General features: G+C 67.9%; 16 protein-coding genes. 9 read left to right on the plus strand and 7 right to left on the minus strand.

Annotation, left to right across the window (positions count from 1 at the left end; genetic code table 11):
• Window positions 1–131 precede the first annotated feature (131 nt).
• Complete coding sequence (locus tag CFB41_RS36600; RefSeq protein ID WP_089460067.1) at window positions 132–788, plus strand: CoA pyrophosphatase; 657 nt, start codon at window positions 132–134, stop codon at window positions 786–788.
• A gap of 32 nt (window positions 789–820) precedes the next feature.
• Here CFB41_RS36600 and CFB41_RS36605 read toward each other — a convergent pair whose 3' ends face one another.
• Entirely contained in the window at window positions 821–1,792 is a 972-nt protein-coding gene (locus tag CFB41_RS36605) for an AraC family transcriptional regulator (protein WP_089460068.1), read from the minus strand.
• Window positions 1,793–1,886: 94 nt separating this feature from the next.
• Here CFB41_RS36605 and CFB41_RS36610 point away from each other — a divergent pair, with 94 nt between their 5' ends.
• Together CFB41_RS36610 and CFB41_RS36615 are read left to right on the plus strand one after the other, a co-directional pair.
• Entirely contained in the window at window positions 1,887–2,717 is an 831-nt protein-coding gene (locus tag CFB41_RS36610; protein WP_089460069.1) for an oxidoreductase, read from the plus strand.
• A gap of 156 nt (window positions 2,718–2,873) precedes the next feature.
• The gene (locus tag CFB41_RS36615; RefSeq protein WP_089433600.1) at window positions 2,874–3,710 is read left to right on the plus strand and encodes an alpha/beta fold hydrolase; all 837 of its coding nucleotides are present in this window, start codon (window positions 2,874–2,876) and stop codon (window positions 3,708–3,710) included.
• Window positions 3,711–3,815: 105 nt separating this feature from the next.
• Here CFB41_RS36615 and CFB41_RS36620 read toward each other — a convergent pair whose 3' ends face one another.
• A complete protein-coding gene (locus CFB41_RS36620; RefSeq protein WP_089460070.1) occupies window positions 3,816–4,736 on the minus strand; it encodes a LysR substrate-binding domain-containing protein in 921 nt (306 codons plus the stop codon).
• 165 nt (window positions 4,737–4,901) lie between these two features.
• Between CFB41_RS36620 and CFB41_RS36625 the strand changes: the two genes are divergently transcribed.
• The gene (locus tag CFB41_RS36625) at window positions 4,902–5,552 is read left to right on the plus strand and encodes a LysE family translocator (protein ID WP_089460071.1); all 651 of its coding nucleotides are present in this window, start codon (window positions 4,902–4,904) and stop codon (window positions 5,550–5,552) included.
• Window positions 5,553–5,580: 28 nt separating this feature from the next.
• Here the strand turns inward: CFB41_RS36625 and CFB41_RS36630 are convergent, their stop codons facing one another.
• Together CFB41_RS36630 and CFB41_RS36635 are read right to left on the minus strand one after the other, a co-directional pair.
• Window positions 5,581–6,288 carry a DUF3142 domain-containing protein gene (locus CFB41_RS36630; protein ID WP_089460156.1) on the minus strand — a complete coding sequence of 236 codons (708 nt, stop codon included), beginning with the start codon at window positions 6,286–6,288 and terminating at the stop codon, window positions 5,581–5,583.
• Between the two features lie 16 nt (window positions 6,289–6,304).
• Entirely contained in the window at window positions 6,305–8,473 is a 2,169-nt protein-coding gene (locus CFB41_RS36635) for a hypothetical protein (protein ID WP_089460072.1), read from the minus strand.
• A gap of 455 nt (window positions 8,474–8,928) precedes the next feature.
• On the opposite strand from CFB41_RS36635, the gene CFB41_RS36640 reads away from it, so the two are divergent.
• The 3 genes from CFB41_RS36640 to CFB41_RS36650 all read left to right on the plus strand — a co-directional run bounded on the left by CFB41_RS36640 (window position 8,929) and on the right by CFB41_RS36650 (window position 12,001).
• Complete coding sequence (locus CFB41_RS36640) at window positions 8,929–10,449, plus strand: hypothetical protein (RefSeq protein WP_089460157.1); 1,521 nt, start codon at window positions 8,929–8,931, stop codon at window positions 10,447–10,449.
• Window positions 10,450–10,504: 55 nt separating this feature from the next.
• Window positions 10,505–10,699 carry a hypothetical protein gene (locus CFB41_RS36645; protein ID WP_256941406.1) on the plus strand — a complete coding sequence of 65 codons (195 nt, stop codon included), beginning with the start codon at window positions 10,505–10,507 and terminating at the stop codon, window positions 10,697–10,699.
• 249 nt (window positions 10,700–10,948) lie between these two features.
• A complete protein-coding gene (locus CFB41_RS36650) occupies window positions 10,949–12,001 on the plus strand; it encodes a helix-turn-helix domain-containing protein (RefSeq protein ID WP_089460073.1) in 1,053 nt (350 codons plus the stop codon).
• A 45-nt stretch (window positions 12,002–12,046) separates the two neighbouring features.
• Here CFB41_RS36650 and CFB41_RS36655 read toward each other — a convergent pair whose 3' ends face one another.
• The 3 genes from CFB41_RS36655 to CFB41_RS36665 all read right to left on the minus strand — a co-directional run bounded on the left by CFB41_RS36655 (window position 12,047) and on the right by CFB41_RS36665 (window position 15,207).
• On the minus strand, window positions 12,047–13,459 hold the full coding sequence (locus CFB41_RS36655) for a 3-deoxy-D-arabino-heptulosonate 7-phosphate synthase (RefSeq protein WP_089460074.1): 1,413 nt from the start codon (window positions 13,457–13,459) through the stop codon (window positions 12,047–12,049).
• A 139-nt stretch (window positions 13,460–13,598) separates the two neighbouring features.
• Entirely contained in the window at window positions 13,599–14,153 is a 555-nt protein-coding gene (locus CFB41_RS36660) for a GNAT family N-acetyltransferase (RefSeq protein WP_089460075.1), read from the minus strand.
• A 292-nt stretch (window positions 14,154–14,445) separates the two neighbouring features.
• A complete protein-coding gene (locus tag CFB41_RS36665) occupies window positions 14,446–15,207 on the minus strand; it encodes a 2-keto-4-pentenoate hydratase (RefSeq protein ID WP_089460076.1) in 762 nt (253 codons plus the stop codon).
• A gap of 295 nt (window positions 15,208–15,502) precedes the next feature.
• On the opposite strand from CFB41_RS36665, the gene CFB41_RS36670 reads away from it, so the two are divergent.
• Both CFB41_RS36670 and CFB41_RS36675 read left to right on the plus strand, forming a co-directional pair.
• Window positions 15,503–15,982, plus strand: coding sequence for a universal stress protein (locus CFB41_RS36670; protein WP_089460077.1), 480 nt, complete (start codon window positions 15,503–15,505; stop codon window positions 15,980–15,982).
• A 13-nt stretch (window positions 15,983–15,995) separates the two neighbouring features.
• Complete coding sequence (locus CFB41_RS36675; RefSeq protein ID WP_089460078.1) at window positions 15,996–16,187, plus strand: DUF2964 family protein; 192 nt, start codon at window positions 15,996–15,998, stop codon at window positions 16,185–16,187.
• Window positions 16,188–16,213: the final 26 nt, after the last annotated feature.

The raw sequence follows: 16,213 nt of genomic DNA on the forward strand, positions 1-16,213 counted from the left end.
TGCGATGAAGGGGCGGCATACGGGCGGTCCGCAATTCATGCATGATCAGGGTTCTCCGGTTGGCCGACGGAGATTCGATTTGATCGTTCAACTATCCGCAACGTGCAGGTTCAAGCGTGGAAGGGGAAGACATGGGATCTGACGAAGGCGCTTCGAATACTGGTGGCGCTCAGGTGAGTACCGGCTCGCCCCAACCGCTCCTGGACGCGATCGTCCGTGGCGTCGAAGGCCACGGCATCCCTGCCGACACCGATTGGCCGACCGCGAAGCAACGCCTCGCGGACAACGATGGCCAGTGGAAATTCTCGGCAGTGCTGGTCGCGATCGTCGCGCGGCGCGAGCCGACGATCCTGTTGACCCTGCGCGCGTCGGACCTCAGCGAATACTCGTCGCATGTGAGTTTCCCCGGCGGGCGCCCGGCCGAGTCCGACCGCGATATCGGCACGACCGCCTTGCGCGAGGCATTCGAGGAAATCCGCCTCGCGCCTGACGCGGTCCGCGTGGCCGGCAGCTTGCCGATCCACAAAACCAGAAAGCGCCATCACGCGATCTTTCCCGTGATCGGCATCGTGCCGGACACGGCGAAATGGGAGGCGGCGCCTGCGGAGGTCGCGGAGATCTTCGAGTTTCCGTTCGCTGTGCTATTGAATCCGGATCTGCTGCGGCAATACACGGACGGCGAGCGCGTAGGCGCATGGTACTGGGCGGAGCAGACGCAGGACATCTGGGGCGTGACGGCGCTCATCCTGAGATCGCTCGCCGCTCTGGTACGCGATGCCATGCGTTGACGCCATGCGTGACGGTCGCCCGCCGACGCACGTCAATGCGACGACACGAATGGCGCATCCTCGAAGGCTTCCGGAATCGCGAAGCTGTCGCGCATGCGCTGCGTTTCCTTCGCCGGCGTCAGGCCGAACAGGCGCTTGAATTCGCGGCTGAACTGCGACGGGCTCGCATAGCCGACCGCGTAACCGGCCGCCTCCGCCGTCAGGTCCTCGCGCACCATCAGCAAGCGCGCCTGATGCAGCCGCGTCGACTTCAGGTACTGCATCGGCGACACCTGCGTGATCGCCTTGAAGTGACTGTGAAAGCTCGGCACGCTCATGCCGGCTGCGTCGGCCAGTTGCGGCACGTCGAGCGGCTGCGCGTAATCGGCATGGATCACGCGCAGTGACCGGCCGATCCTTCCGAACTGCCCGCGCATCGCCAGCGCGCTGCGCATCGCGCTGCCCTGCGCGCCGGTGAGTACGCGGAAATACAGCTCGCGCAGCAGGGCCGGGCCGAGCACCGCGGCGTCGAGCGGCCGGTGCATCGCCTCGACGAAACGCAGTACCGACGCGTGCATCGTCGCATCCATCGGCGTCGACATCATGCTCCTGGGCGCCTGCACGGGCTCCGCCGTCCCTTCGCGGTCGATCTGCGCCGCGAGTTCGGCGGCCATCGTGAAATCGAGGTGCAGATACAGCGCGAGCAGCGGGCGCTCGGGCGTGGCGTCGGTTTCCATGCTGAACGGCACGGGCACGGACACCGCCAGGTAGTGATGTTCGTCGTACAGGTAGCGCTCGCCGCCGAAGTAGCCGCGCTTGCTGCCCTGGCACACGATCACGATGCCCGGGTCGTACAGCACCGGCGTGCGCGACAGCGCGCGGTTCGAACGCAGGATGCGCACGCTCGGCAGCGCCGTCAGGTTGTAGCCTTCGTCGGGCGCCAGCGTGCGCAGCAGCGCCACCAGGCGCTTCCGGTCGCGCGGCGGCAGCGACGGGGATCGGGCAGGAATGGGATCGGCGCTCATAGTTTTGTGCAAGAAAATCAGCGGAATCGGGCTTATTCGACAGAGTTCGTCAGACTAGTATGCATGCTCCAATCGACATTCGGGAGAAGCTCACATGGCATCCGGCAAGCTCATTCTCATTACCGGCGTCAGCAGCGGCTTCGGCCGCGCGCTCGCGCAGGAGGCCCTCGCGGCCGGCTACACGGTGGTCGGCACCGTGCGAAGCGCGCAGGCGGCGCAGGATTTCGACGCGCTGTCCGCACAGGCGTTCGCGCGGGTGCTCGACGTGACCGACTTCGACCGCATCGACGGCGTCGTGGCGGAAATCGAGGCGAACGTCGGGCCCGTCGACGTCCTGGTGAACAACGCCGGCTACGGGCACGAAGGGATCATGGAAGAGGCGCCGCTCGCGGAGATGCGCCGGCAGTTCGACGTGAACGTGTTCGGCGCGGTCGCGATGATGAAGGCGGTCATACCTTACATGCGCGAACGGCGGCGTGGCCACATCCTGAACATCACGTCGATGGGCGGCCACATCACGATGCCGGGCATCGCGTACTACTGCGGCAGCAAGTTCGCGCTGGAAGGCGTGACCGAAACCGTCGGCAAGGAGCTGGCGCCGTTCGGCATCGCGGTGACGGCCGTGGCGCCGGGGTCGTTCCGCACCGACTGGGCCGGCCGCTCGATGGCGCGCACGCCGCGCTCGATCGCCGACTACGACGCGCTGTTCGACCCGATCCGCCAGGCGCGCGAAGAGAAGAGCGGCAAGCAGCTGGGCGATCCGGCGAAGGCTGCGCGGGCGATGCTCGCGGCGATCGCGGCGGACCATCCGCCCGCGCACCTCCTGCTCGGCAGCGACGCGCTGCGGCTCGTACGTGGAAAACTGGCGGCGCTGGACGCGGAAATCCGCGCGTGGGAGGCCGTGACGGTGTCGACGGATGGTTGACGCGCGGCCCCGCACGATCGTTCGCCCGTAGCGGGTTCGTCCACGTCGTCGACATCGTCGACGGTCATTCGCAACTTGGCATCCTCGTTTAACAAACCTGTCCGATAATGGCTGCCGGCCAGTGCGCCGTTCATCCACCTCACAGGAGTCATCGCGATGCCATACGTCACAACGAAGGATCACGTCGAGATCTTTTACAAGGACTGGGGCCCGAAGGACGCGCAGCCCATCGTCTTCCATCATGGCTGGCCGTTGTCCTCGGACGACTGGGACGCGCAGATGCTTTTCTTCGTCCAGAAGGGCTATCGCGTGGTGGCGCACGACCGGCGCGGCCACGGCCGGTCTGCGCAGGTGTCGGACGGCCACGACATGGATCATTACGCGGCGGACGCTTTCGCGGTCGTCGAGGCGCTCGACCTGCGCAATGCGGTGCACATCGGCCACTCGACCGGCGGCGGCGAAGTGGCGCGCTACGTCGCGAAGCACGGCGAGCCGGCCGGCCGCGTCGCGAAGGCGGTGCTGGTCAGCGCGGTGCCGCCGCTGATGGTGAAAACCGCATCGAACCCGGAAGGCTTGCCGATCGAGGTGTTCGACGGCTTCCGCAAGGCGCTCGCCGACAATCGCGCGCAGTTTTTCCTCGATGTGCCGAGCGGCCCGTTCTACGGGTTCAACCGCGAAGGTGCAACCGTGCATCAGGGCGTGATCCGCAACTGGTGGCGACAGGGGATGGAAGGCAGCGCGAAGGCGCATTACGAAGGCATCAAGGCGTTTTCGGAAACGGACCAGACCGAGGACCTGAAGTCGATCTCCGTCCCGACGCTCGTGCTGCATGGCGAAGACGACCAGATCGTGCCGATCGCGGATGCCGCGCTGAAGTCGATCAAGCTGCTGAAGAACGGCACGCTGAAGACGTACCCCGGCTACTCGCACGGGATGCTGACGATCAACGCGGACGTTCTCAACGCCGACCTGCTGGCTTTCGTGCAGGCGTAACAGGGTTGGCGCAGGCCCGCTTCGGCGGGCTGCGCCGCCATTGCGGGCCGGCGGCGCGCGGTCGCGCCCCGTCGCGTTGTCGGCCACGCGGCCGGATTGCATGCCTCAGCCCGGGCCGTTGAAGCGGATGCCCGGAAACGTCAGGCGCGGCCTCCGGCTCTCCAGGAACGCCAGTAGCTCGCGCACCTGCGCGGCCTTGGCGGAGTCGTCCGGCCAGACGAGGTAGTACGCGTCCCCCGTATTGACGGCGGTCTTGAACGGCAGCACGAGCTGCTTCTCGTCGATGGCCGTCGCGCACAGCGCGAGATCGCCAATCGAAATGCCGTGGCCGGCAATTGCCGCCGCGATCCCCTGTTCGAGCATGTCGAACACCTGCCCGCGCGTGATGTCCACCTCGAGATCATGGCCGCTGCCCTTGAGCCAGCGGCGCCAGTCGCGCCGGTCGGGCGACGGGTGGATCAGCTCGCACGCCGCCGGATTCGTGCGAGCGACCGTTGCCGTCGCTCGCGAGCACACCGGAATCAGCCATTCGTCGAACAGCTTCACGCACTGCGTGGCCTCGCCGAACCTGCCTGCGCCGAGCAGGATCGCGCAATCGTAGGATTCGCTGAAGAAATCGACGGTATCGACGTCCATCCACACGCTCGCGATCTGCACCTCGAACGCGGGCCGCGTGGCGCGAAACGCGGCCAGTGCGTCGAGCAGCCAGCGCATCGTGAGCGTGGACGGCGCCTTGAGCCGCAGCACGTCGCGTTGCGACTGGAACAGCACGCAGGCTTCCTCGATCTGCCGGAAGCCGCGCCGCAGGCCCGACGCGAAGATGTGCGCTTCCGCCGTCACGGTCATTTTCGGGCCGTGCCGGACGAACAGCTTCCGGCCGAAGTACGCCTCGAGCGTCCGCACGTGCTTGCTCACCGCGCTTTGCGTGAGGCTCAGTTCTTCTGCGGCCAGCGTAAACGAGCCGGTGCGTGCGGCGCTTTCGAACGCGCGCAGCGCGTAGACAGGCGGGAGCGGTTTGGCCTTCATGGGTTTTGAGCAGGAATAAAACTCATGTCATCCGGCAGGATTTTCCGTTTTTCAACAGCGCGCAGGGTACGCAATACTTCGGAAAGCCGTGCACTCCCGTGCGCTGAAGCACGATGATGCCACCGTGGCGGGCACGCGCGTCAATCCACCCAACAACTTTTTGTCATGGCACTTCATTACCCGCTGCTGTTCGCCTATCTCGCCGCGATCGTGCTGCTCATCGCGACGCCCGGCCCAGTCGTCATGCTCGTGGTCGGCACCGTCGCGCGACGCGGCTTCCGCCAGGGGATGCTGACCGCGGTGGGCGCGAATGCCGCGAGCCTCGTGATGATCGCGGGGGCGATGCTGATGGTGTTCGGCGTCGTGCTCGTCAGCGAGCGTCTGTTGACCGGGTTGCACGTGGCGGGGTGCGTGTTCATCGCGGTGCTGGCCATCCGGACGCTGCTCGGCGAATGGCGCGCCGGCCGCACGCGCGACGGCAATGACGCGCGGGAAGGAGAACCGGCGTCGCAGGCGCGCGGCTTGCCGGGCGTCGTGCGCGGCTTTCTCGTCGGCATCGCGAATCCGAAGGACCTGCTGTTCTTCGTCGCGTTCTTTCCGCAGTTCGTCGGCATCACGCCGGATTCACGCGTGAGCCTGGCGATCCTGGCCGCCCTGTGGATCGCGGTCGATTTCACGATCCTGACCAGCTACATGGCCGCGATCAACCATCCGCTGATTCATCGCAAGCAGCGCTGGATCACGGCGTCGTCGGCGGGCGCGCTGCTCGTGATTGCGCTCGCTGGGCTCGGCAGCACGATCGCGGGCGCCGCGTAAGCGGTCCCGATTGACCGCGCGAGTCATATCAGTCGTTGCGCAGGAACACGACGTAGCCGCGGAACCACGGATTCGTCGCGAGGTACGGCGGCGCGTCCCATTCGCCGCCCTGGATGATGCCGATGCGAAACGGCAACTGCAGCCGCGCGACGCGCGGCAGGTAGTCCGCATAGTCGGGGATCGTGCGGCGGCCCTGGTAGGTCTGCACGACCACTTCGTCGACGATCCCCCTGAGCTGGTTGACCTGGTCGGTATCGATGCGGCTGCTCCAGTCGAGCAGCCCGGTGATGCTCAGCCGATAGTCGGCGGGCAGCGTGTCGCGCAGCGACCGCAGGAATGCGAGGTAATCCTGCAGGTGGCGCGTGCGCGCATCGAAGTCGATCTGGACGCCAGTGATCGTGCGGCCCGACGCGCGCCAGCGCGTGAGCTGCGCGAGCATGATCTGCGTGACGCGCGGCGTCCAGCGCAGCGTATGCGCGCGATAGACGAGCCACACGCGTGCCTGCGGCGCGGGCGGAAATGCCACGCCCTGCGCGATCACGCGGACCTGTGACTCGTCCCGCGGCGACGCCTCGATCTGCCCTTGCAGCACGTACACGGTGCGCGCGCCGTGCACGACCGCCTGCGGCTTCACGCCTGCCCACAGCCAGAACGCGTCGTACCGCGCGGCGTCGACGGTGCCGGCGAGTGCGACGCGTCCGGCCAGCAGCAGTGCGATGCACGCCACGCGCGCGATGCGCTTCACGCGGCGCTTACCAGTAGTAGCGAAGCTTCTGCGCCCACGGGCTGCCCGCGTAGCTGGCCTTCAGCGTATCGAACCAGCGCTTGCGCACGTTCTTCGGCACGTCGTTGCCGCCGCATTCGTTGGTGCCGCCCGGCGCATAGCACTTGATCGCACGATAGTACGCGTAGGCGCGGTCGTTCGGGTTCGCCTGCGCATCGGCCATCACCGTCACGTAGCTCGACATCCGCTCGTACGGTTTGCCGTCGAACTGCGACGGCCCCGCGCCGAGCGTCGGCGGAATGCCCGTGGCGGCCTTCGTCGCTGCGTTGCGGATCCACATCGGCACCGGATCGCTTTCGACGCCGGGTGCGGGCGGGTGCAGGCGCACGAAATCGGCGAGGCAGTTCAGCCCTTTCGCATCGGCGGGATTCTGCTGGAGCGCCGTGGCGATGTCGTGCGCGGACGGGCACGTATAAGCGTCTTCGTTCCTCGCGCCGGCCGCGACGAACGGCTTCAACCGATCGTCCGGCTTGTCGGACACCAGCGCGGCATCCGCGATGAACTCGGCGTAATGCGAGCGCGTGAGCTCCTTGTACAGCAGTGTGGTCAGCGCGGTGTCGCGCAGCGCGCCGCCGTTCGCCTGGCTTTGCGCCTGCGCGCGCAGCAGGTCCGCATGGGCCGAGCGTTGCAGCAGCACGGCGCGGATCGCGGCGTTCTGCACGGGCGAATCGTCGGCGAACGCGTCGTTGACGAGCCCGGCCTGCTCCAGGTTGATCGCGAGCGCGAGTTCCAGCGCCTCGCGCTGGAACCGGAAGGTCGCGTGCGGGATCAGGTCGCGCCACAGCTGGCGCGCCTTGTCGGACTGGCCGCTATCCTCCAGCGCGAACCCGCGCAGCGCCTGCTGGCTCAGGCCGAAGTAGTCGAGCGGCTCCGCGGGCGTCTGCGGCAGCAACGCGAGCGCGGCGTCCGGCTTGTGCCCGATCTGGACGTACCAGGTCGCGAGCAGGTAGTCGTAGAGCGCGGGCGCGTTCGCGAAGCGCGGCTTCTGCGCCTGCAGGTCGTCCAGCGTCAGCGGCTTGCGGCTCGAATCGCTGCTGTCCGACGTGCGCATGCGCAGCAGGTCGACGGTCGCGAGCACGGTCGGCGACTGGATCTGGCTCGCATCGAATTCCGACCCGAACAGCAGCTTGCTGTCGAGTTCGTTCGCCAGCTGGATCAGCGGCACGTTCGACGTCGCCGGCGACCAGCGCGCGAGTGCGTGGCCGTACAGGTCGGCCTGCTGCGTGACGTTGCCGCCGAGCCACGCGACCCGCCGCAGCAGCCCGTTTGCGGAGGTCGCATAGCGCCCCTGCGGATACACCTTCAGGTAAGTGCGAAACACCGTATTCGCGGCGTCGAGCGACACCTTCGTCACGCGGCCGCGCGTCGGCGTGGGGCTGTCGTGGTCGAACACGTTGGCCTGCGCGGCGTTCAGCTGCGCGCGCCCGGCCATGTAGAGCCCGGTTTCCTTCAGCCACGGGTTCGCGCTGTGCGACGCGCTCGCGAACGCACGGGTCGCGGTGAGGAAGTCGGCGCGGTAGAACGCGTTCGTGCCGTCGAGGTACGCGGCGAACTGCTGGCCGAGCGGCGACTTGACCGGCGGTTTCGTCCACGCGGCGCTCGCGCCGCCGGCGGCGCAGGTCTTCTGCGCGATGTCGGCGCGTGCCGCGCGCAGGCGCGCGGCTTCATCGGCGGGGAGGCCGCCGGCACTGCCCAGTGCGTCGTTGAACGCGTCGGCGCCCGAGGCCATGCTGCGGCAGATGCTGCCTTCGCCGTCGGCGTACTGGTTCGACGGCGCTTCGGCATCCGTTGCGCTGCCGGTCTTGTCGGGCTCCTTCTGCCCGATATAGATCCATCCGGAGAAGTCCATCGGGAACGGCACGATGATCTGGTGGATCCGGTCTTTCGCCGGGATCGTCTTCGGGTCGGGAAATGCCTGCGCGACCTTGGCGCTGTCGACCATCATCAGCATCGCGTTGATGCGTGTGTCGTTGGCCGGGCTCAGCATCGGCACGTTGGCGCAGGAGTAGGTGGTCTGCCGGAGCGTGGTCGGTGAATAGCAGCCGTCGTCGCCGCTGGCATGGGCAACAGGAATCCAGAACAGGCTGGCCGCCAGCGCGGCGAACAGGTGGCGGTGCAGCATGGGGCTTTTAGGCATTTCTTTTTGTGCCGGGTAGGGGGCCGCAGCGGCCGGGTCTCTCAGGTGAGGCGTTTCGCCCCGGCGCGTATCGTACCGCACCGGTCGCTTTGCCCGTGCGTGCGCGCAGGCCGGCCGATCGCCGCATCGAATGCGGGCCGGCGAAATGGAAGTCCACTCAGTGTAGACGCTACGCCACCTTGAATCCGGATCGTCTGAATTAAGATGCAGCCGGCAGTGATGGACATCCGACGATAGACGACTTGTCGTCGTCCTCGCTGCCTGACGGGGGCGGTCTGCCGGAAGCGGCGTTCGCATCGATCCGCACGACGGAGTCGATCATGATTGAAGGCGAGCGGACGCCGGTTTCCATGCCTATTCAATAGTATTGCTTATCAATAGGCCGGTCGATGCGACGCATCGTGCGGCGAACGGCAGACGAGAGTGCGCCGGCACACGAAAAGAAGAGGATTCCGATGAAACCCATTACATGGATGGTCATGGCAGTCGCGCTCGCGCTGTCCGCCTGCGGCGGCGACGACGTCGCCACGAACGGCGGCGGGTCGACGTCGTCGCCGACCACGCCCGGTACGCCTTCCGGCCCGACGTCGCCCGGTGGCGGATCGAACGGCGGATCGAACGGCGGCCCGACGGGCGGCGGCGGGACGACGCAGCCGCAGGCCGGCTGGTCGACGGCTGCGGCCGTGGACGGCAAGGGGCCGGAAGGCCAGCCCAGCGTGACCATCGACGCGAGCGGCAACGCGCTCGCCACCTGGATGACCAATGGCCCGGCCGGCACGAACGGCAACGAAATGTGGGGCGCGCGGCATGTGGCCGGCTCGGGCTGGGGCAGCGCGACGCGGCTCGACACGAGCGACGGTTCGCATGCGATGAACACGCTGACCGGGGTGCAGCCGAAACTGGTCGGCAATGCGAGCGGGCAGGCAGTCGCGTTCTGGACCGAATGGACGCCGGGCGCCAACACGTACGCGTTGTGGGCGCGTCCGTACAGCCCGGGTAGCGGCTGGGGCACGCCGGTCACGCTGGCGCCGGACATGGCCGGGTCGTCCTATTCGGCCGGCATGGACAGCCAGGGCAACGCGCTCGTCACCTGGACGCAGTCGATCAGCCTGCTCGATACGCGCATCGCGTGGACGCGCTATACGCAGTCCGGGCAGTGGTCGTCGACGGCGCTGATCCAGATGCCGGTGCAGAGCGGCCCGGACGCCGTGACCGGCGACACCGACAACGTGCGGCCGATGCTGTCGGTCCTGTCGTCCGGCCGGGCGGTGCTCGCGTGGCGGCAGACCAACCATACGAAATCGGCGCTGTGGACGGCCACGTACGACGCGACCAACGGCTGGACCAACGTCAACCCGGTCGTCTCGAACTCGAGCCTGTTCACGACGATCATCTCGCCGGTCGCCGGCATGGACGCGAAGGGCAACATCACGCTGGTCTGGGGGCAACTCGACGTGACGGGCGGCAAGCTCTACAACGCCACGATGTCGCAGCGCTACGTGTCCGGAACCGGATGGCAGCCCGCCCAGCCGGTTGCCCCGGCGATCGTGGTGCCCACGGGCTTCATCGCGACGCCGATGCTGACCGTCAACGAAAACGGCGTGGCCGCCGCGATGTGGGCCGAAGGCGGCGCGGTGCTGCAGGCGAGCGTGTCGGACGCCAGCGGAAACTGGGGGCCGCTGCAGAAGCTGACGGAACACCTGAACGGGGCGGCGCTCCAGTACCCGCCGCTGGTGATCGACCCGGCCGGCAACGTGACGGTCGCCTGGGAGGACACGGGCACGCCGAACGCGTCGGTCCTCCTCGTGGCCGGCTACCGGCACGGCGCGTGGAGCACGTCGACGGCGGATCCGCAGGATGGAACGTGGCCGGCGCTGGCCGTCAACGCAGCGGGGGCGATGGCGCTCGTCTGGCAGGGGTTCGCCGCGAATATCGGCAGCCAGATCCAGTCCAGTTTCTATACGCCGGGCGCGTAATCGCGTCGCGTCGGGCATTCGAAGACGAAGCCATGAAGCAAGTCTCGCAGTGCGCGTGACCTTGCGGATCGCGCTGGGCGAGGCGGTCGCCGGCCTCGTGTCGGCCGCGTGCGGTCCGACGCAGATGAACAGGGTCGACGTGCGGACGCCGACCGCGAAGACGCTCGGCCTCGCGTCGTTCGACGAGATCACGATCGCCAACGTGCAGCACGGGGCGGGAAGAAGGACGCGCTGGTCGGCCAGAGGGTAAGTGACGTCGCGACGACCGGCAAGGGCGGTGTTCATGATTCCGGGGCTCACGCCGATCGATCGGCCGACGTACGACAACCGGGAACGCCATTCGCCACGCGGATGGCGGCGAGATCGACGGCGCCCGTCGCAGGGCGCCGGTCGGCCGCTTGTGTGGACGACCTGCCGCGCGGGCCTTGCACCGGCGCAATTTGGTCCGATAATCGACGAACCGATCTATCCTCTCGTGTCGGCTCGATAAAAAACTGTCATGGATCAAGCGGCATTCGTCCCTGTTTTCAAGTTTCGCACGATCGACTACCCCGAGCGGGACCGGTTCCACGTCTGGGTCAAGGACATGCTGTGCGACTACCGTCTCGATGGCGACGGCGGCCACGGCGTGTTCGACGCGGAAGCGAGCGGCGCGGCGCTCGGCCCGCTGATCCTGTCGGGGCGGCAATGGCGGTCGCGCGCACCGGCCTATCGGGTCAATCGCACCACACGGCGAATCCGGCTCGACGGCCAGGATTCGATCCGCTTCACGCTGCTGCTCGGCGGGCAGCTGGCCAGCTACATTGGCGGCCCCGAACTGGTCAAGCGCGCCGGCGACGTGTTCGTCTACGACGTCGCGCAGGTCAACGACTGCCGGGTCGAGGCCGGCGACGTGATCAGCCTGGTCGTGCCGAGGCACCTGCTGCCGAGCCATGCCGCACAGGCGCACGGCCAGACGCTGACGAGCGGCGTGGGGCGGCTGCTCGGCGACCACATGCTGTCGCTGTTCCGCAACCTGCCGAATCTGCGCACCCACGAGATCCCGAGCATCGTGCAATCGATGTTGCTGCTGCTGGCCGCGGCCATTTCACCCACCACGCAGGCGCTGAACGACGCACGCGGCCCGATCGACGGGGCGCTGGCCGAGCGGGTCCGGCGCTACATCGACGTGCATCTGCTGGAGCCCGACCTCGATCCCGACCGGATCTGCCGCGACATCGGCGTGTCGAGAGCGCGGCTCTACCAGCTGTTCAAGGAAGACGGCGGCGTGATGCGGCAGATCACGCGCCGGCGGCTGCGCCATGCGTACCACGTGCTGGGCGACCCGCAGCGCCGGCATCGGCGCATCGCGGAAATCGCGTGGGCGCACGGCTTTCCCGACGAGAAATATTTCCACCGGCTGTTCAAGGCGGAGTTCGGCCATACGCCGAAGGAAACCCTCGAGTGCGCGACCGCGCCGGTTCTGCTGCCATGCGATGCGGCCGAGGATCGATGGGCGGACGGCGGCCGCCTGACGGGATGGACGTTGCCGTTCGGCGTGCTCACCAACTGAGCGGGCGGGCCATGCCGGCCGCCGCACGGCGGTTCGTGTCGTGCGTCACGCGTACGCGCTGCTCGCCACACCGCCTTCATCGACATCGTCGATCGCGGCCCGCAAGTCGTCGATCGCCACCATCAGCTCGCGCACCTGCCGCAACGACGGGTACTGGTGCAGCACCGCATGCCATTGCGGCAGCGTCAGCAGCGCGTGCCAGACCACACCCAGGCCGCCCGGATCGGCATCCGGCCGCTGCGCGAGCGCGCTCGCGTATTCGAGGCTCGCCTGTGCGGACAGCAACTGCATCCGGCTCGCGGCACCCAGCAGGCGCGGCGTCGTGTCGGCGGACGCATCGCAGCAATAGAGCACTTCGCGTGGCAGCGTCGCTTCGTCGGTCGTCAGCGCGCGCAGCGACGCGCCGTGCACGCGCACCGTGCCCTGGTGCGTTTCGAACGCATAGAGCGTGTCCGGGTCGGCCTGCGCGAGCAGGTTCAGGCCGCGCAGCAGCCGCGGCAGATCGGTCGTCGCGGCATCCGCGGATGCTTTCGCTTCGACGAGGAAGCGCACGTTCCAGACGGGCGCCGGGTCATCGCCGCGCGTGCGTTCGAGCAGGATCGCGTCCCATTCGGTTTTCGCGCGATCGTGGCGGCCCGGAATCGATGACGGCACGCGCATCGACGTCACCACCCGGTACGTGCGGCGGGCGTCGACGGCGTCGAGCCGGCGCGCCAGTGCGTCGAGCGCCTGCGCGGCCAGCGCTTCGACGGCCGCACCGCGCTGCTGCGACGCGACGCCTTGCGCGACGGCGACGGTGCTGCCTTCGAGCGGGCCCTGGCGTACCCAGAGCGCCCGGTAGCGACGCACGTGCTCGTCCGATGCCAGTGCGTCGACGCGCAGCAGGCGTTCGAGCGCGGCGCTGTCTTTCAGCTTGACGATGTCCTGCTCGAACGCGGTGTCGGTCGCCATGTCGGGCAGCGCGAGCAGGTGCCGCAGCGTGTCGTGCAGGTCGCGCCACGACGCGGCGGTGGCGGCCGCATGCAGCCGCGCGAGCCCGTCGCGTTGCCATGGGCGGGCGCTGCGCTCGAGCTTGGCCGGGTGCGCGATCGCGTTGACGGCCGAGTGCAGCGCGCGACGGTCCTGCTCGGCGTGCGCTGACAACGACGCGTATTCGCGCACGCTCGGCGCATCGTGCCGCAGCACCGCGGCCTGAAAGGCGGGATCGCCGGCGTGCGTGTCCATTGCATCGCGGATCATCCGCGCGAGGGCGTCGATGAAGCGCTGCCGCAGTGCCGCGTCGGGCATCTGTCCGTCGCTTCGCATCCGGCGCGCTTCCTCGATCACGATCGCGAGCGTGGCCGCAGGGTTCGCGGCGTCGGCCGGCGACGAAGCGCTGTCGAGCGGCGGCAGCCGGTAGCGGCGCGCGACGGTGCGCAGGGTTTCGTCGAGCAGGGCGGGAAGCGGTGTCAGCGACATGGTCGGTATCGGCTTGAAGGCGATGCGCGTGTCCGGGGTTGGGGGGAGTGGACGCGATGATGTGCAACGTTATCACGCCGGGACGAGCGAGATACGGGGCATGTCGTTGCGAAAGGGCTCGATGCGACGGCACGCGGCATCAGTCGCGCGCAATGTTCCTGATCAGCGTTTCGATGGTCAGGCTTTCGTCTCGAGGCCTGCCGACACCCGCGTCGAACGGGTAGCCCATCCGCTCGCCGGTTCGCGTGTAGCCGCGGCGCAAGTAGAAGTCGATCAGCTCGCGGCGTGCCGACAGGACAACCATCACGGCCGTCTCGATCTGCCAGCTGCGAACGGCGAATTGCTCGGCTTCGTGCAGCAACGCCTTTCCGAGCCCACGATCCTGCATTGACGGCGCGACGGCCAAGGTGCCGATATAGGCCGCGTTTCCGTCGTTCCTGACTTCGATGCAACCGGCGATACTGCCGTGGATCTCGGCGACGAGCAGGACGGAGTCCGGGGCCCGCAGCGTCGTGCCGAGCTGCGACGACGTGATCCGCGGGCCGTCGATCAGGGCCGACTCATGTGTCCATCCGCCTGCAGACGTCGTCGGGCGGTACGCCGCATTGACCAGTTCGACGAGCGCGTCGACGTCTTGCTCGCGTGCTGCGCGGTAGCGAGCGGCGCGCTTGATCGCGCCTGTCGTTTCATCCATTGAAGCCCTCGGCGTCTGTTATGGCGGTTTGTACAGTACCTCATGTCGTCCAAAGATAGACGAACGATCTTCCGGCGTCGGCATCAGCGTGGCGCTGCTTGGCGAATCGCTGTCGGCATCGGCATGGGTGGGGTTTGGTTGTGTGGTTGTGGGCGTGGTCGCGATGACATTGCCGTCAAGGCAGCACGGGCAGCCGCACACCCGAAAACGGTCACGAAACACGCCACGCATCGATCCCCGCTGTCACGCTGTGATCAGCGATCAGCGCAACCGCTCCCGCCCACCACGCGCATCACGCCGTCAACGTCACCGACAGGCTGCCGAGTTCGCCGAAGCGCACCGTCAGCGCGTCGCCGAGCGGCACGTCGATCGCGCCGGCGTACGAACCGGTCGTCACGATCTGCCCGGCGCGCACCGCGTCGCCGCGTGACGCGAGGAAATTGACGAGCCACACCAGCGGCTTCAGCGGATCGCCGTCCGGATGACGGCCGTCGATCGTGCGGTTCAGTGCGCCTTCGAACGACAGCGCCAGCGTCTCGAGCGGCACGTTCAGCCCGTCGGGCACGACCGGGCCGACACACAGCCCCTGGTTGAATTGCCCGTCGGCCAGCAGCTCGAACTTCGACGCGCGCGTGGGCTCCGCATAGCGGCAGCCGAGCACTTCGAGCACGATGCGCACTTCGCGGATCGCGTCGCGCACGTCCTGTTCGTCGTACGGCTGTTCGCGCGCGGGCAGGTCGCGATCGAGCACGAACGCGATTTCCGGTTCGATCCGCACGATCGGCCCGCCGACGACGCGGTACGGCGCATCGGCCTCGCGGATCGTCGACGCGAAGATCGGCGCGAGGATCACGCGGTCGGGCGGCGGCAGCGCGCATTTCCAGCCGCCGACGGGTTCGCCGAGCAGGTCGGCCACGCGCTGCTGGATCGCGAGGGCGGTCTCGACGTCCTCGGGGCGCAGCGCATCGGGCAGCAGCGGGCCGGGCGAGCCGGCATGGCGGGCGGCGACGAGATGCTGGGCGGCGCCGTCCACGCGTTCGGTAGTCGTTGTCATGTCGGTTGAGCGAGTTGAAAGTGGGCCGGCAAAAAAGGGCCGGACGAAAGTCGCACATTCGATGATAGCGCTTTCGGCACGATGACCGCTCGATCCCGCTGCTTCGGCTTCCGTGTCGGGCAGGTTGGCGACCTTGCCGCAGACGAGCGGTATCGGCATCACGTCGCGACGCTTTGCCGCACGGACGCCCGCCGGTCGACCTTGATCGCCATCAACATTCGAACCCGCCATCCGCCGATGATGGTGACAAGGCCGCGCGACCAGACGCGTGGCAACTCACCCCAGCGAGGTTCGCATGTACAAGAAGATCATGGTGGCCGTCGACGGCAGCGCTTCGTCGAAACAGGCGCTTGCCGAGGCAGTGAAGGTCGCGCTGGCCGGCGACGCACACGTCAGCGTCGTGTATGTGGTGGACAAGTCGGTGCTGTTCACTTACGCGGGCCGTTTCGATCCGCACGCACTGGTCGAGGAGATCCGCGACGACGGGCGCAAGGTGCTGCGCGAAGCCGAGCAGATCATCGCGCTGGCCGGCGCGAAGGGCGAGGCCGAACTCGTCGAGACCGAGAGCATCGGCGAGGACATCGCGGAGCGCCTGCAGCGCTACGTGAAGGAAGGCGGGATCGATCTCGCGGTGGTCGGCACGCACGGGCGGCGCGGGATCCGGCGCGTGCTGCTCGGCAGCGTCGCGGAGCGCTTCGTGCGCGGCTCGAAGTGCCCGGTGCTGCTGATTCGCGGCGACGATCACGACGTAGCGGCTACCGCCGCGGCGGCTTGACGCGGCGCGCGCGATGATTCGCCGCCAGTCCCGGATCGTCGTCGCGGCGATCGCGGTGTTCGTGTCGCTCGCGGGGATGATGGCCGTCGTGTCGGGGCTGCTGTTCGACAACACGATGGCGCTGCGCGGCGGCGCGATCGCGCTGGTGGTGGGCGCGGCCGGCTTCGTCGTGATGCTCAACCCGGGCGCGAAGGGCGAGGAGTGACGGAAGCGCGCGTGGCCGGCCCCATC

Source organism: Burkholderia sp. AU33803 (assembly GCF_002223095.1).
Lineage (GTDB): Bacteria > Pseudomonadota > Gammaproteobacteria > Burkholderiales > Burkholderiaceae > Burkholderia.